We start from the raw sequence: 14,504 nt of genomic DNA, 5'->3' as shown, positions 1-14,504 counted from the left end.
TGCCGCCTTGTGACAGCCAGGCCAATGACAGGGACATACCCAGAAACTGAGACAGAAGCAGAAAAGCGTCTGCCAGACACCACATCGCCCCGCGAGACTCTAGCAGGCAGGAGTGTCGCGGGGCGTTGGGTGTGAAGCCTCAAACGTCAGAGCGCTGGCTTACGTACAGGCTAGCGGTGTGCGGCTCACACTTCCCTGGCCGGCGCCGCCAGCACCGTCTCGTGATTGCCACCTCCAGCGGCCTGCTGTGCGTGAGTGCCCTGCCTGCGAGAGCTGCGCGCACGCCAGGTGATGGAGATGGCCAGCACCACCAGCATCGCCCAGGGGTAAGGCGTGAAAAAGGACGCCATGGCACTCGGCGCCGCGACGCCCGCCTCGGCGGCACTGGCAGCGATCACCTGCTGCCAGACGGCCACCGCGATATGCCAGGGCAGCAGGAAGAAGACCGTGCAGACGGCGCAATCCATCAGGTTGGCACTGCGCTCCGGCGCGATCCCGAACTTCTCGGCCAGCTTGCGCACCAGCCCGGGGCCGACCAGCAACAGTGCCGGCGCATTGGCGGACAGCGGGATGGACGCCGCGACCGTCACCGCCACGATGCCTGTCTCGGCCCCCGTACGCGACGTGATCAAGCTGTCATTGGCCTTGTCGAGCAGACGACGCATCAGGCCGGCATCCAGAATCACCTGTGTCAGTGCCAGCACCATCAGGGCGAACAGCACGGCGCCGGTCACCGAGGCGATGCCATTCTCGATCAAGCCGGTGCTTTCACCGCGCTGTGCCGGCAGCGCAAAGATATCGCCCAGGCTGATGGCGCCGATCACGAGAGCGCAGAGCATGGCGACCAGATTGCCGAAGAACATCGCCTCGATGATATGGCGACGCTTGAGGGCCAAGCCGACCACCACGGCCAGAGGCAACAGCATGACCAGGCCGAGCGCATTGCCTGATGCCAGCGCAGGCACCTCGGTCAGCGCCGTCTCGCTGCCACCGGCCACCAGGAAGATCACCACGCAGATGGCCGCCGCGGACAGTGCCAGCGGCAGACGCGTGCGAATGACATCCGCGACCTGCGCCCCCTGGGTGAAGGACGACACGATGGTGGTATCCGAGACTGGCGACAGATTGTCACCGAAGGCAGCGCCCGAGAGCAGTGCCACCGCCAGCATCGTCGGGTCTGCGCCCAGCATCACGCCGGCCGGATACAGCACGGGGCCAAGGCCGATGACAGTGCCCACGCTGGTGCCCGTACCCAGCGAGAACACCATGCAGATGGCGAAGGCGAGCACCACGAAGACACCACCGGTGGCACCCATCGAGGCACCAATCCATTGCAGGCCATCGATGAGCCCACCTGCCATCATCAGCTTGCCGAAGACCCCGGCGAGCAGCCATAGGGCAATGATGGCGGTCGCGGTGTGGTTGCCCATGCCACGCAGCAGGCTCTCGCAGTAGGCCGAGCGGTCACGACACAGAAAGAGCCCGACCCCCATCGCCAGCCAGGCGCAGGCCCAGAAAGGCTGAGTGCCCGCACGCTCGAATACCGAGAGGTAGATCAGCCCCGCCACCAGCACCATCAGCGGCACCAGAGCACCCACCACACCACCCCGAAACACCAGTTCCTTCGTGTCCTGTTGCTGCATATTCCTGTCCCTCACACACGAGTCTTGTTATTGGAGTCATCCTTGCCTGGCGGGCCTGCACATGACGGCCCAGGCCCCCGCCAGACAGCCACAGGCTATGCGAGCCACTTGCGTGACGACCAATGCCAAAATCAGTGGCAAACGATTACTTTTGCACATGACCAAGCAATCTCTCTGCCAAACATTAGAAAATCAGGAATTTCACATATCAAAGGACTGACGGACCAGTGATCTGTCAGGGCGCTGCCGCATCAATCAGCGTTACCGCAAGGTAGTATTGGTGAGAGACAGTCTTGGCGGGAGAAAGTCCTGGAGTGACCGTCCTGGCGAGAGGTATCAGCTGCGAAAGCTCGCTGAGCTGGGGCCTTGAGGCAGAACGCGGTTCGACACCCGCCCCTGCAAAGGCTTGCAGGGGCGCATGCGGACAGGTGAAACGTCGGGATGATACTCGCGGGTGAAGGCAGGACTGACGCCAGCGCCGCGCGGGGGCGCAAGCGTGTGATCGGCAAGTGCGCGATAAAGGGGCACGCATTGATCTTTTGCACCGATCCTCTGCACCGATCCTCTGCACCGATCCTCTGCACCGTCTTCATGAACCGAAGAGTCAGCGCAGGAGCCCGAGCGAGTGGCAGTTTATGTCATGCCGGGCGATCAATGCAGCACATTGCGGATGAAGCGCAGCATCCCGGTGCCCGTGTTGTGGTAGCGGTAGGCCTGATCACTGGGATAGACATGGAAATCCCCGGCGTAAATGACGATTTCCTCGTGTTCCAGCGTGAGGGTCAGCTCGCCTTGCGTGACCACCAGCATCTCGTGCCAGCCGGCATCATCGGGCGCGGAGTCATAGTGCTCGCCGGGGGCGAGGGTCCAGTCCCATAACTCGACTTCCTGGGTCGCCGGTTTGCTGGCCAGCAGCACGGCGCGGCTTTCGGGCGCCTGCCCGACCCACGCCACCTCATTGATGCGTGCCGAGTCTTCGCTTTCCGGGGGCTGGACCAGCGCGTAGAAGAGCACCCCTAGCGCCTCGGCGAGCTTGTCGAGCGTGCCCAGGCTGACATTGACGTCGCCCTTCTCGATGTTCACCAGCATGCGGCGGCTGATCTCGGCCTGATCCGCGAGTGCCTGCTGGCTCAGCTCGGCGGCCAGACGCAGACGGCGAACATTGGCCGCGACATGGACCAGAACATCGGGTCGATCTTTACTGTTGTGCAATATAGTGCGCATCCGTACAATCCCGCTGACGATGAGGGAAGCCGGCATCCTACTGGCCTCAAGCTCCCTTCCCTTGCTACCTCAATGTCCATGAATCATGCCGCATGTGTTCTTGACTGACCATGCCCGTCATCCGCTGGATCGCTCAAGGAGACTTCAATGTCCGTTGCCGTCGCCGCCTCCTCTTCTCGTCTGTGGCCCGTCGCCATGCTGCTGGTCGCCATGTGCTCAATCCAGAGCGGTGCTTCGCTGGCCACTTCCCTGTTCCCGATGATCGGCGCGGCGGGCGCGACGGCGATTCGTCTGATCATCGCCTCGATTCTGCTGCTGGCCATTCTGCGCCCGTGGCGCAAGCCGGTGACGCGCAAGGCCTGGAAGTCCATCACCATCTACGGCGTGGCGCTGGGCGTGATGAACCTGCTGTTCTACCAGGCCCTCAAGACAGTACCGCTGGGCATCGCCGTGGCACTGGAATTCACCGGCCCGCTGGCCGTGGCGCTGCTGAGCTCGCGCCGCTGGATCGACCTCGGCTGGGTGGCGCTGGCGATCACCGGGCTGGTCCTGCTGCTGTTGCTGGGTGAGGACACCGCCGCGCCGATCGACCCCGTCGGTGCCGCCTTCGCCCTCGGCGCTGGCCTCTGCTGGGCGCTGTATATCCTGTTCGGCCAGAAGGCCGGCGCAGGCAATGGCACCCAGAGCGCGGCGCTGGGCATCACGATCGCGGCGGTGGTCGTCGCGCCCGTCGGCCTGATGGAGGCCGGCAGCGCCATGTTTTCCGTGGATATCCTGCCGTTGGCACTGGCCGTCGCGGTGCTCTCGACCGCGCTGCCCTACACCCTCGAGATGGTGGCCTTGCCGCGCCTGCCGACCCACACCTTCGGCACCCTGATGAGTCTGGAACCCGCCATCGGGGCGCTCTCCGGCCTGTTGTTCCTCGGTCAGACGCTGGGCATCTTCCAATGGCTCGCCATCGGCCTGGTCATCGCCGCCTCGGTGGGCACGACGCTGACCGGTCGCAGCAAGGAAGTCTTCGATGGACCAGTGCCGGATTGAGGATGGCGCTGCCGTCTGCAGCTGAGCCGTTCAGATGTTCCGTTCAGCTGAACCGTGCAGACGTACCTCTCAGCTGAACCGTTCAGGTGCCCCTTTCAGGAAGAACGGGACGGTGAATCAGGACGCAGCGTGGGATATCGTGTCTTCCTCTATCACGCTTTTCGAGACAGGAGACCGCCAGATGACATCACCACGTTCCGCGTCTTCCTCACCCTCCGCTGCGCGCTCCACCGCCCAGATGGTGGTGTGGTTCGGGCTGAGCTTCCTCACTGCCGCCATCGGCGCGCTAGCCTCGGTTGACGCGAAGACCTTCTATGCAAGCCTCACCCAGCCGGCCTGGGCCCCGCCGGCGGGTGCCTTCGGGCCGGTGTGGACGGCGCTGTTCGTGATGATGGCGCTCGCCGCCTGGCGTGTCGCGCGCGATGGCTTGCATGCCAGCAATGGCTTCCGTTGGCGCCATCGTCTGGCGCTGGGGCTGTTCGTGGTGCAGCTGGTCGTCAACGGCCTGTGGAGCTGGCTGTTCTTCGCCTGGCATCTCGGTCAGGCGGCGTTCATCGACGTGCTGGTGCTGTGGGCGCTGATCGCCGTCACCCTGATCGCCTTCTGGCGTATCAGTCGCCTGGCCGGGCTGTTGATGCTGCCCTATCTGGCGTGGGTGACGCTGGCCAGTGCGCTGACCTGGTCCGTCTGGCAAGCCAATCCGGCCCTGCTGGGCGGGTGAGCCGGCAACGATCGACCTGACGGCAGATGAGCGGCCAGCACTCGGGCCCCGACGCCAGAACATCCCCCGCAGATACCAAACGCCAACGCCCAGCCGAGACTCATGCAGAGTCTCGGCTGGGCGTTGGCGTTTGAAGCGTCGTCTTGCTGGTGCGATTCTTGCTGTTGCGATAATGCCTTGCGGTCCTCTGGTGCCGCCGTGCGGGCCTGGTGAGCGATCAGATCTCCTGTCGCGCCTTCAAGCGGCCTTCCTCTACTACCAGCACGCGATCCGCGACCTTGCGCAGCAGTGCCGCATCATGACTGACCAGCACCAGTGCCGTGCCCTGCTCCCGCACCATCTTCACCATGCAGGCGATCACCTCCTGCTGGACCAGCGGATCAAGACGTGAGGTTGGCTCATCGGCGAACACGAAGCGCGGCTTGATCAGCATCAGACGCAACAGCGCGAAACGCTGCAGCTCGCCACCCGAGACCTGTCCCGGCAGACGCGAGAGCAATTCCGGCGCCAGGCTCAGTTGCTCCATCAGCTGCGGCAGCTGGCTGTCATCGAGCCGATGGCGTGCGCTGAGATCCTTCAACAGCCGCCCCAGTGTCCGGCGTGGCGGGAAGGTCGCCACGGGGTCCTGATAGAGCTTCTGATATTCCAGGCGTTCGGCATACTGGACCACGCGTCCTGAATGCGGTGCCAACAGGCCGAGCAGCGCATCGCCCAGCGATGACTTGCCACAGCCTGAAGCGCCCTGGACGCCGATGATCTCACCGCCCTTCACACTGAGGTCCAAGTCACGCAGCAGTGTGGTGTCCCCGCGCGCGATGGTCAGATTCTCGGCGTGGATGATGGTCTCGCCTGCCGCCTTGCCATCACGGCTTGCACTGTCGGCTGCCGGCTTGAAGGCGGCCTCCGGCCAGGCCTGCGGCGCGGCATTCACCAGGCGTCGGGTATAGGCATGTGTCGGCGCGGCCAGCACGTCACGCGTCGCGCCCTGCTCGATCACCTGCCCCCTGCGTACCACCATCAGACGGCCGCCGATCTGGTGCGCCAACGCCATGTCATGGGTGATGACCATCAAGCCGGCACGCGGTGTCTCAGCCAGTGACTTGAGCAGCAGCTCGCCGATCTCGCTGACGCGGGCGGCGTCCAGCCCCTTGGTCGGCTCGTCGGCGATCAACAGCGGCGCGCCGCCGGCGCGGGCAGCGGCAAAGGCCACACGTTGCGCCATGCCACCGGACAGCTTGCCCGGCAACTGCTCGCTGGCCGCGGCGACACCCAACTGCTCCAGATCACTGCGCGCGGCCGCGTGGGAGGCCTGCGCTGAACGCCCCGCGACCAGTCGATATGCCTCACCGACCTGACGAATCACCTTCATCAGCGGGTCCAGCGCCAGCCAGGGCTCCTGGGGCAATACCGCCAGGCGGCGGCCCCAGAGCGGGCGACGATTCTCTGGCGTGTGCAGAGGATATTGCTCGCCATCGAGCCACAGGCTGCCGGAGGCCACAAGCTCCGGGGGCAGCGTGCCCAGCAGTGCCTGAGCCAGCAGACTCTTGCCGGACCCCGTCTCACCGATCACCACCAGCGGCTCGCCCGCCTTGAGCGCAAGCGAGACAGGCTCCAGCAGCGCCGTCTGCGCGCCCTGGACCCGCACGCTCACATCCTCGGCACTCAGCACCACATCATCCGCCGTTGCCCCATGCCGCGTGTGAGAGGCAGGCGTGGTCATTGTCGCGACATTCATGGGCGCGCTCCTTCGAGGGTGTCCGCGGCGGTTGACGTTCTGGCCTTGCTACCGGACATCAGCAACAGCCCAAGCAACAGTAGGAAGGTGACCAGCACCGGCGTCAGCAGCGCGAATGGCGCTTCACGCCAGTACGGCAACAGCTCGACCATCATGGTGCCCAGCTCCGGCGTGGGCTCCGGAATGCCGACGTGCACGAAGCCCAGCGCGGCAATCGCCATCAGGGCATTGGCCATGCCGAAGGCCATCGCCGTCATCATCACGGGCGCCATTTCCGGCCACAGGTGATGACGAAACCGGTACCAGGCCCCGAAGCCCAGCAGACGGCTGGCCTCGACGCCGGGACTCGCCAGCACGCTGCGACCGGTAGCGCGAGCCAGGCGGAAGAATTCCACCCACAGCACCAGCGACAGACCCAACCACAATGCCAGCGGCGTCGACGGCAGGATGACGCTGACCATCAGCACCAACAACAGCCCCGGCAATGCCAGCAGGCTGTCTGCCACCAGGCTCAACAGGCGCTCGGCCCAGCCACCGCGTCCTGCGGCCAGCAACCCCAGCGAGATGCCCGAAAACGCGGCTAGAATCACCGCCCCCGCGGCAATGGAAAGCGACAGCCCAAGCGCCGCCACCAGGCGGTGATACAGGGAGCGCCCAAGGTGGTCATAGCCCAGCGGGGCGCTGGTGATCACCTCGCCGGCGTCAGAGACACCGACGGCATCCGCGCCCTGCAGTGCACGATAGAGATGCTGCTCCAGCGGGTCTCCCGGTATCACCAGATTGCCCAACAAGGCCAGCAACACCAGACTGGCGACCATCGCAGCCCCGATCACTCGGCGCAATGGCCAGTTCAAGCGCCGGCGACGCACGGCTTCCACGCGCTGCGGCGCAAACCCTTCCACCACCTGATTCATTTCACACCCCGTGGGTCCAGTTGGCGACCCAGCAGATCGACCAGCAGATTGATCAAGACAAAGCCGACGCCCAGCACCAGGGCGGTGCCCTGCACCATCGGCACATCGCGCGAGAAGATGGCGTGCACCAGCGCATGGCCGATGCCCGGCCAGCCGAAGATGCTCTCGATCACCACCACCCCTTCCACCAGGGTCACGAACTGCAGTCCCAGGTAGGTCACCAGCGGCAAGGCCACATGGCGCAGGCCGTGACGCCAGAAGGTCTGGGCGTTGCTGAGGCCCTTCCAGCGCGCGAAATCATGGAAGGCCGTCTGGGTGACGGCGGCCATGGCATCACGTGCCAGACGTGCCGATACCGCTGCCAGCCCGAGCGCCAGCGTCATCGCCGGCAGAATGAAGTGCTGCGGCTCACCGTGACCGGCGGCCGGCAGCAGGCCCATCTCCACGGAGATCAGCAGGATCAGCACCAGCGCCAGCAGGAACTGCGGCGTGGCACGCAGCAGACTGCAGACGGCCAGCAGGCTACGGTCCAACCAGCCACCGGCACGCAGACCGGCCAGCAGCCCCAGCGGCGGGCCGATCAGCAGCGAGATGCCCAGCGCCGCACCGGCGAGCGACAGGGAGTTGCCCAGCTGATGACGAATCTCCACCCACACCGATTCACCGGAAATCAGCGAGGTGCCAAGCTCCAGGCGCAGGATATCGCCCAGCCAGTAAAGGAAGTGCAAGCCGCCCTGTGCCTCGAGGCCCAGTTCGGCGCGTACCGAGGCCGCAGCGGCCGCATCCAGCGCATCATAGCCATAGCGGCCGGCCGCGATACGCCAGGCGGCATCGCCGGGCAGACTCTGCATCATCAGATAGCTGGCGCCGCCGACCATCAGCACCACCATCAATAGCTGCAACAGACGTGAAGGGAGATTCATTGTGCCCACCGCAATTCTGAAAGGCCGAAACTACGCTCCCAGGGGTCTACCTGAGCGCTTTGCAGTCGATTGGAGATCGCCAGGTTCTGGTAGTACCAGGCGATGGGGATCACGGGCAGCGCCCGCTGGATCACGCCGCTGGCCTGGGCGCGCGGGTCCTGCCCTGCGGGCGTGGGCCCATAGCCCTCGCGTGCCATGCGCTCAAGCTCGGCGGTGAAGTCCGCATCGAACCAGCCCATCGCGCCCCAGTCGCCACCGGGGGCCTCGGGGGTTCCCGCGTAATCGCTCAGCACGTTGCCGATGGGGTCCGGCACCATGGCCAGATTGCGCGCGAACAGCGCCATGTCGAGACTGCCGTCGTGGTGGCCGGCCGTAATCGCCGAGAAGTTGGTGATATCCAGACGCGTCTGGATGCCGATGGCGTGGAACTGGCGCTCCAGCACCGTGGCGACCAGCGGCAGCTCCGGGCGGTCCGAGAAGGTGATCAGGCTGATCGCGAGACGCTGGCCATCCTTGTGGCGGATGCCATCCTCCGCGACCTTCCAACCTGCGGCGTCCAGCAATGCACGCGCCTTGGCGACATCCTGATGCAGCTCGGGCAGTGCGGGGTCATGCCAGCCTTCCACCATCGGCGGGAACAGCTGGCTGGCGCCACGCGGATAGCGCAGCACGACCTGCGCGATGGCGGTGCGATCGATCGCCAGACTCAATGCACGCCGTACAGCGGGGTCCTGAAAGGCCGGATGATTGGCGTTGACCTTCAACAGCATCGTGCGCGGCGTCGCGGCCGCTGCCAGAGTCACACGCGGCGACTGGGAGAGACGCTGGCGACTGGCGGGGTCCAGCCCATAGGTGAAGTCGGCATCTCCGCTCTCGGCGATCAATGCCCTGCCCTCGGCGCGGCTCACCGCCTGATAGCGCGCCTGGCGCACCTCGGGCTGCGGGCCCCAGTAGTCCTCGAAGGCGGTGACTTCCAGGCTCAAGGGCGGCGTCATGCGCAGCATGCGATAGGGGCCGGTGCCGATGACCTGCTGGGCGGTGCCCGTCTCATCGAAGGCTGCCGGCGCGAGTATCTGCTGGCGATAATCGGCCAGATAGGCGGGCAATGCGGCGAAGGGCTCGCTGAGGGCAATCACCAGCGTCTGGGCATCTTCGGCGACGATCCGCTCGACCGGCACCGACTTCAACAGACCCGGCTTGGCACTTGCGATCTCGAGCACCTGACGCGCCACCTCGGCATCCAGCTGGCTGCCATCATGGAACTGCACGCCGGAGCGGAGCGTGAAGCGCCACTCCAGGCCGTCATCCGAGACCTCCCAATCGCTCGCCAATCCCGGCTGCAGTTCTCCCGTGGCATCCACCTCGACCAGTGTCTCGACGATTTGCATGCGCTGGAAAAGAATGCCGCTGAGCAGCGGGTCCGCCCCCTTGATGTCGAAGGGCGCCACGATCTCCAGACGCCGTGTGTCCGCCGCCGACGCTTGCGCCGCTGAGGCATCTTGCGCATGGCTGGGCTGCACCACGGCCAGGCTCAGCGCGACGCTGGCGACGGCCAGCTGCCTGCGATCGTGAAGGAAGGTTCGGTATTGCCACCGAAGCCTTGAGAGCAATTTGACCATCGATATCGCGAGTCCCGAGCAAGAGCATGGATGCCGACGCGCAACCGGCGCCGACGAACAAAAAACGCAATGTTATAGTGTAACTATTACGTTTTGGCAACTCTCGACTCACCTTCTACGACTGGGCAAAGCTGGACAGGCACTTGAGAGGTGCTTGAGAGACACTTGAGAGATGCGGGACATGTACTGGACAGGCATTCACTTGTCAGCGGCAACCCAACATCCGATGATAGATGGCAAACTACATTAGTATGCGCTAACCGACTGGTCCGCTATTCTGGACGAATGGTCATCAGTCCGCGCATCTGTGCCCCTACCCTCAACAATAAGCGACAGGATCATGGATGATCTCAGCATTACCCCTATCAGCGATTCGGCTTGCAGCAGCTATCTGAGCGCCGCGGCTCGGCGACTGTGCTGCGGCAACATGCTCGCGACCTACAAACGGCATGGCATGAGCTGGGACGAGGAGTTGTTCAGCGAGCGCTGGCGGGACAACGAGAACTACGCGATACGTATCAATGGCGAATGGGTCGGCTTCATCAGCCTCAAGGCCCTGCCGGATATCCTGTATCTGCGCGACCTGCAACTGGTGCCACATTGGCAAGGCCGTGGCGTCGGCTCCGCCTGCCTGAACTGGTTGATCCAGCTGGCAACGCAGCAGGAGTACGGCCAGTCGCTGCTGAAAGACCGAGCCTCCGAGCTTTCCCCGGGCGCTCAGCCCTGCCCGCGCGCGCTGCGTCTGAGAGTCTTCTCCGACAGCCCGGCATTGGCGCTCTACCAGCGCCACGGTTTCACCCTGGTCAATGAGCAGTGCACCCCGACGCGCAGTGGCAGCATCATGGCACTGGAAAGACCCCTCGCCTTCCAGACAGCGCCGACGCTCGCCCCGCGGGGTGATCACGCGCCCCTGCCCCTGTCGGGCAATGCCTCTCTCGACACGATCATCGACGACCTTACCGAGGAAGACGCCTTGACGATCACCGCCAAGCGCAAGCGACAGTCCCCTCCGGCCGCGCGGAACATCGCGCATCATTAGGCGATTTCCCGTGCGCGATTTCCGCCAGATACGACAATGCCCGGTCATAGGACCGGGCATTGTCGTTCAGGGCTCATTCACCATCATGGGGTGAGATTTTACTGCGCTGATGGCTGATAGGCTCCTCCTCAGCGGGCGAGGAAGTCCAGGATATAGCGCACGGTATCCTGCGGCTTTTCATCCGTCACCCAGTGACCGGCATCCTTCACCCAGATCAGCTCGGCACCCGGAATGGCATCTGCCAGCATCGGGGCGTAATCCGGCTTCTGGAAGTTGTCCTTGTCGCCCCACAGCACCAGAGTCTTGATCTCGATATTCTTGAGCTCACCGGCGATGGCCTGGGTGTATTCCTTGTTGAGACGACGCATGTTGCGGAAGAAAGCCGCCTTGCCTTGCTCGCTGTTCCACTGGGACACATAGCGCTCGACCATCTCTTCGGTCGCGACGGCCGGATCATGCACACCACTGGGCATGAAGCCGCGCATGGTGCTGATGAATTCCTCGACGCTGGTCGCTTCCTCGACGCCCGGCTCCAGCAGCTGCTTGAACTCCGGAATCGGCCAGGAATCGAAGCACACGCTGTCGATCAGTACCTGACGGCGAACACGCTCGGGATGATTGACGGCCATCAGCTGACCGATACCCCCACCGATATCATGCGAAACGACATCCGCACTCGCCACACCCAGTGAATCCATCAGCTTGATGAAGATGCGTGTCTGGGCATTGATGGAAACGTCAGCATCCACCGGCATGTCCGACTCGCCATAGTTGAGCATGTCCGGGGCGATGACACGATAATGCCTGGCCAATTCCGGCATCACATCACGCCACATCAGCTTGTTGGTCGGAATGCCGTGAATCAACAACAGCGGCTGACCTTCACCCATTTCCTTGTAGGCAATGCGGTGACCTTCGATCATCGCATAACGGGTTTCCAGGGCTTCCATTGTCACGTTGTCGTGGCTCATTGCTGACCTCTTCGCTTGATGAATACTCAATCACGGCCTGGCGAAACAGTGCTATATCGCGGTGTTGCCGTGAACGTGGGACCACCTTACGGATTTCTGAGCGATCACTCAAGCATGATTTTGATTGATTGCTCAAAATACGCTTTAATGGCCCCATCAAATTCAAGGGAAACGCCCATGGCCCGTGTCATCAACCGCAGTCTGCTCGATCTTCGCCGCCTGACCATCAACCTGGTGACCTACCCCGAAGGCCACAGCGTGATGCGCCACAACGACCCGATGGGCAGCGGCAGCTACTACAAGCTCAATATCGTGCTCAAGAAGCCCCGCCGGGGCGGTGTCTTCGAGACCGATGGCAGCCTCTTTCGCCTCGCGGACCGCGTGGTGCTGTTTCGCCCCGACCTTCACGAACACAGCGTCAGCCGCATCGAGCGCGGCAAACGCGTACTGCTGAGCATCGCCTTGCACGCGCCCTGGCGCTGACCCGCAATGGGACTGCGCAAAAGAACCTGACCCAAAAGCGGATAATGAGACAGATAGCGGGTAGCGCCTGGCGACAAAAAAAACGCCAGTCAGCAATTGCTGACTGGCGTTTTTTCCCACCTGAATCCAGGCCAGGAACGACGTGCTCGACAATGTGCTGCCTTGGCTATTCCATCCGGTCCAGCCCGACGCGATAACGGGCAAAGCCCATCTCGTCCTGATCCACCAATGTCATCGGGTAGACCGCCTGGGCATCAATGAACTGCTGCGCATCCGCGCCGGGGGCGGTGGTGAAGCGAATGTCCAGCGGGGTATCGGTGTCGATCGCGGCCAGCCGCCAGTTGTGATCCGCCGCGGGGTCCACCGCGCCCAGCTGCTGCGTCTGGCGCGAGATGTACTGGGCCAGAATGCTGCGATTTTCATCCGGTGACGCGAAAGCGACATGCGACTCTCCGGTGCCGGGGAAGTCCTCGCCGTAGGCGCGATAGTTGTTGGTCGCGAGCAGGAAGACATCGTCGTCCTTGACCGGCTCGCCCTGGTAGGTGAGGCCCTGGATACGGTGGGCATCGGCGTCGATCAGCGCGCAATTGCCGTCGTAACGCGCCGGCTGCGTGACATCCACCCGGTAGTCGACGCCGTCGATCACGTCGAAGTTGTAGCTGCGGAAACCTTCCCAGTTGATCAAGGGCTGGGGCGTGGCGAGATCCGGATCAATGCGATGGAACTGGCCGGCGCTGCACTCGAGCCATTCCCGCACTTCCCTGCCGGTGACCTTGAGCGCCACCAGCGTATTCGGATAGAGATAGAGATCGGCGGCATTGCGGAAGCTCAGCTCGCCTGCCTCCATCTCGGTGAACTGGGTCGGGTCATTGTGACGGCCGCCGACCTTGAACGGCGCAGCCGCCGAGAGAATCGGCAAGCCTTCCAGGTCCGGGTCGCCTTCGACGAAGCGTTTGACGTAATCGGCCTGGGCGCGATTGACGATCTGGATCGTCGGGTCGTCCTGCACCAGCGCCAGATAGCTCTTCATCGCCGCACTGGCGCGGCCGATGCTGCGATTGACGTACTCGCGCGTGGCGTCGTGCTCATGATCGATCAGCGCCGCCAGTTCGGCATCTTCCGCCACCTGTGCCTCGCCGCCCACCTGAATCGGGCGGGCTTCTGTCTGGCCGCTCACGACCCGCCACTGGCCCGAGGCATTGCTCAGTTCGAGATCCATCACGCCCACATGGCTGCCCCAATGCCCCGGCATCATCGCCGGCACGCCATTGAGGGTGCCCCTGGCGATATCGGCCCCCGGTACCTCGGCGAATTCCTCGCTGGGGAAGACGGCATGGGCATGCCCGAAGGCGATGCCATCGATGCCCTCGACCTGCGAGAGGTAATACACCGAATTCTCGGCCATCACCCGGTAGGGGTCGGTCGAGATACCGGAGTGCGGAATGGCGATCACTACATCCGCGCCCGCCCGGCGCATCTCGGGCACCCAGCGCCTGGCGCTCTCGGTGATGTCCTCGGCCGTCAGGTGGCCCTGGAGATGCTTGCGGTCCCAGGTCATCACCTGCGGCGGCGCGAAGCCGATATAGCCGATCTTCAATGTCTGAGCGTTACCCTCACTGTCGGTGAAGGCATGGGCGGTGATCTGGTAGGGCGTGAAGTACGGCTCGCCTGTCATGGCGTCCAGCAGGTTGGCGTTCACATAGGGGAACTGCGCGCCGGAAAGTGCCTGTTCGAGATACTCGAGCCCGTAATTGAATTCATGATTGCCGATGTTGCCGACATCGTAATCCAGCTGATTCATGACCTTGTAGGCCGGGAAGACATCGCCCTCCTCGAGACCTTCTGCCGCCATGTAATCGCCCATCGGGCTGCCCTGGATGAGGTCGCCATTGTCCAGCAGCACACTGTTGGCCACCTCGGCACGCGCCTGCTTGATCAGACTCGCCGCGCGGACCAGGCCGATGCGCACGCTGGGACGGTCCTTGTAATAGTCGTAATCCATCACGTTGGCGTGGATGTCGGTGGTCTCGATCACGCGCAGTGACAGCGTCGCGGCATTGGCTGGCTGAACGATCATGAAGATACCTCCGAGACTGGCCAGGCCAAGGATGGCTGCCCGCAGATGCGGCTTGCGCCGACGTCCGGGGTGCTGCGCAACACCTGGCGCGTCAGACGCCCGTTGATCTTCGCT

12 protein-coding genes are annotated in these 14,504 nt (G+C 63.8%); 4 read left to right on the top strand and 8 right to left on the bottom strand.

The window, feature by feature from the left end; genetic code table 11:
* Positions 1–185 precede the first annotated feature (185 nt).
* Both AOG28_RS08225 and AOG28_RS08220 read right to left on the bottom strand, forming a co-directional pair.
* Complete coding sequence (locus AOG28_RS08225) at positions 186–1,643, bottom strand: Na+/H+ antiporter NhaC family protein (RefSeq protein WP_054556014.1); 1,458 nt, start codon at positions 1,641–1,643, stop codon at positions 186–188.
* A 651-nt stretch (positions 1,644–2,294) separates the two neighbouring features.
* On the bottom strand, positions 2,295–2,867 hold the full coding sequence (locus AOG28_RS08220) for a helix-turn-helix domain-containing protein (protein ID WP_082388514.1): 573 nt from the start codon (positions 2,865–2,867) through the stop codon (positions 2,295–2,297).
* 147 nt (positions 2,868–3,014) lie between these two features.
* Here AOG28_RS08220 and rhtA point away from each other — a divergent pair, with 147 nt between their 5' ends.
* Positions 3,015–3,908 carry a threonine/homoserine exporter RhtA gene (gene rhtA / locus AOG28_RS08215; protein WP_054556012.1) on the top strand — a complete coding sequence of 298 codons (894 nt, stop codon included), beginning with the start codon at positions 3,015–3,017 and terminating at the stop codon, positions 3,906–3,908.
* A gap of 181 nt (positions 3,909–4,089) precedes the next feature.
* Positions 4,090–4,629 carry a TspO/MBR family protein gene (locus AOG28_RS08210; RefSeq protein WP_235506991.1) on the top strand — a complete coding sequence of 180 codons (540 nt, stop codon included), beginning with the start codon at positions 4,090–4,092 and terminating at the stop codon, positions 4,627–4,629.
* Positions 4,630–4,846: 217 nt separating this feature from the next.
* Here AOG28_RS08210 and AOG28_RS08205 read toward each other — a convergent pair whose 3' ends face one another.
* From AOG28_RS08205 to AOG28_RS08190, 4 genes are read right to left on the bottom strand one after another with little or no spacing between them, the layout of a single operon-like run.
* Positions 4,847–6,364: an ABC transporter ATP-binding protein gene (locus AOG28_RS08205; RefSeq protein WP_235506990.1), complete on the bottom strand. Its 1,518-nt coding sequence runs from the start codon at positions 6,362–6,364 to the stop codon at positions 4,847–4,849.
* Positions 6,361–7,278 carry an ABC transporter permease gene (locus AOG28_RS08200; RefSeq protein WP_200906758.1) on the bottom strand — a complete coding sequence of 306 codons (918 nt, stop codon included), beginning with the start codon at positions 7,276–7,278 and terminating at the stop codon, positions 6,361–6,363. The genes AOG28_RS08205 and AOG28_RS08200 overlap by 4 nt, the downstream gene beginning before the upstream one ends.
* Positions 7,275–8,201 carry an ABC transporter permease gene (locus tag AOG28_RS08195; protein ID WP_054556011.1) on the bottom strand — a complete coding sequence of 309 codons (927 nt, stop codon included), beginning with the start codon at positions 8,199–8,201 and terminating at the stop codon, positions 7,275–7,277. The genes AOG28_RS08200 and AOG28_RS08195 overlap by 4 nt, the downstream gene beginning before the upstream one ends.
* Entirely contained in the window at positions 8,198–9,820 is a 1,623-nt protein-coding gene (locus tag AOG28_RS08190; RefSeq protein ID WP_082388512.1) for an ABC transporter substrate-binding protein, read from the bottom strand. Before AOG28_RS08190 ends, AOG28_RS08195 begins: the two co-directional genes overlap by 4 nt.
* Before the next feature lie 340 nt (positions 9,821–10,160).
* Here AOG28_RS08190 and AOG28_RS08185 point away from each other — a divergent pair, with 340 nt between their 5' ends.
* Positions 10,161–10,859, top strand: a complete 699-nt coding sequence (locus AOG28_RS08185; protein WP_054556010.1) for a GNAT family N-acetyltransferase — start codon at positions 10,161–10,163, stop codon at positions 10,857–10,859.
* Positions 10,860–10,987: 128 nt separating this feature from the next.
* Here AOG28_RS08185 and AOG28_RS08180 read toward each other — a convergent pair whose 3' ends face one another.
* A complete protein-coding gene (locus AOG28_RS08180) occupies positions 10,988–11,830 on the bottom strand; it encodes an alpha/beta fold hydrolase (protein ID WP_225996418.1) in 843 nt (280 codons plus the stop codon).
* A gap of 177 nt (positions 11,831–12,007) precedes the next feature.
* On the opposite strand from AOG28_RS08180, the gene AOG28_RS08175 reads away from it, so the two are divergent.
* Positions 12,008–12,313 (top strand): hypothetical protein, encoded by a 306-nt coding sequence (locus AOG28_RS08175; RefSeq protein ID WP_043332791.1) that lies wholly within the window; start codon positions 12,008–12,010, stop codon positions 12,311–12,313.
* 166 nt (positions 12,314–12,479) lie between these two features.
* On the opposite strand, the gene AOG28_RS08170 is transcribed toward AOG28_RS08175, so the two are convergent.
* Entirely contained in the window at positions 12,480–14,390 is a 1,911-nt protein-coding gene (locus tag AOG28_RS08170) for a bifunctional 2',3'-cyclic-nucleotide 2'-phosphodiesterase/3'-nucleotidase (protein WP_200906757.1), read from the bottom strand.
* Positions 14,391–14,504 lie beyond the last annotated feature (114 nt).

It is taken from the genome of Cobetia sp. UCD-24C (assembly GCF_001306765.1).
Lineage (GTDB): Bacteria > Pseudomonadota > Gammaproteobacteria > Pseudomonadales > Halomonadaceae > Cobetia > Cobetia amphilecti.
This window is presented reverse-complemented; position numbering and strand designations above follow the sequence as displayed.

What these genes read in the sequence shown, in the direction of transcription:
- rhtA (WP_054556012.1), top strand. Translation starts at nt 3,015, where the DNA reads ATGTCCGTTGCCGTCGCCGCCTCCTCTTCTCGTCTGTGGCCCGTCGCC.
- AOG28_RS08220 (WP_082388514.1), bottom strand. Translation starts at nt 2,867, where the DNA reads ATGCGCACTATATTGCACAACAGTAAAGATCGACCCGATGTTCTGGTC.
- AOG28_RS08175 (WP_043332791.1), top strand. Translation starts at nt 12,008, where the DNA reads ATGGCCCGTGTCATCAACCGCAGTCTGCTCGATCTTCGCCGCCTGACC.
- AOG28_RS08225 (WP_054556014.1), bottom strand. Translation starts at nt 1,643, where the DNA reads ATGCAGCAACAGGACACGAAGGAACTGGTGTTTCGGGGTGGTGTGGTG.
- AOG28_RS08205 (WP_235506990.1), bottom strand. Translation starts at nt 6,364, where the DNA reads ATGAATGTCGCGACAATGACCACGCCTGCCTCTCACACGCGGCATGGG.
- AOG28_RS08185 (WP_054556010.1), top strand. Translation starts at nt 10,161, where the DNA reads ATGGATGATCTCAGCATTACCCCTATCAGCGATTCGGCTTGCAGCAGC.
- AOG28_RS08195 (WP_054556011.1), bottom strand. Translation starts at nt 8,201, where the DNA reads ATGAATCTCCCTTCACGTCTGTTGCAGCTATTGATGGTGGTGCTGATG.
- AOG28_RS08180 (WP_225996418.1), bottom strand. Translation starts at nt 11,830, where the DNA reads ATGAGCCACGACAACGTGACAATGGAAGCCCTGGAAACCCGTTATGCG.
- AOG28_RS08190 (WP_082388512.1), bottom strand. Translation starts at nt 9,820, where the DNA reads ATGGTCAAATTGCTCTCAAGGCTTCGGTGGCAATACCGAACCTTCCTT.
- AOG28_RS08200 (WP_200906758.1), bottom strand. Translation starts at nt 7,278, where the DNA reads ATGAATCAGGTGGTGGAAGGGTTTGCGCCGCAGCGCGTGGAAGCCGTG.
- AOG28_RS08170 (WP_200906757.1), bottom strand. Translation starts at nt 14,390, where the DNA reads ATGATCGTTCAGCCAGCCAATGCCGCGACGCTGTCACTGCGCGTGATC.
- AOG28_RS08210 (WP_235506991.1), top strand. Translation starts at nt 4,090, where the DNA reads ATGACATCACCACGTTCCGCGTCTTCCTCACCCTCCGCTGCGCGCTCC.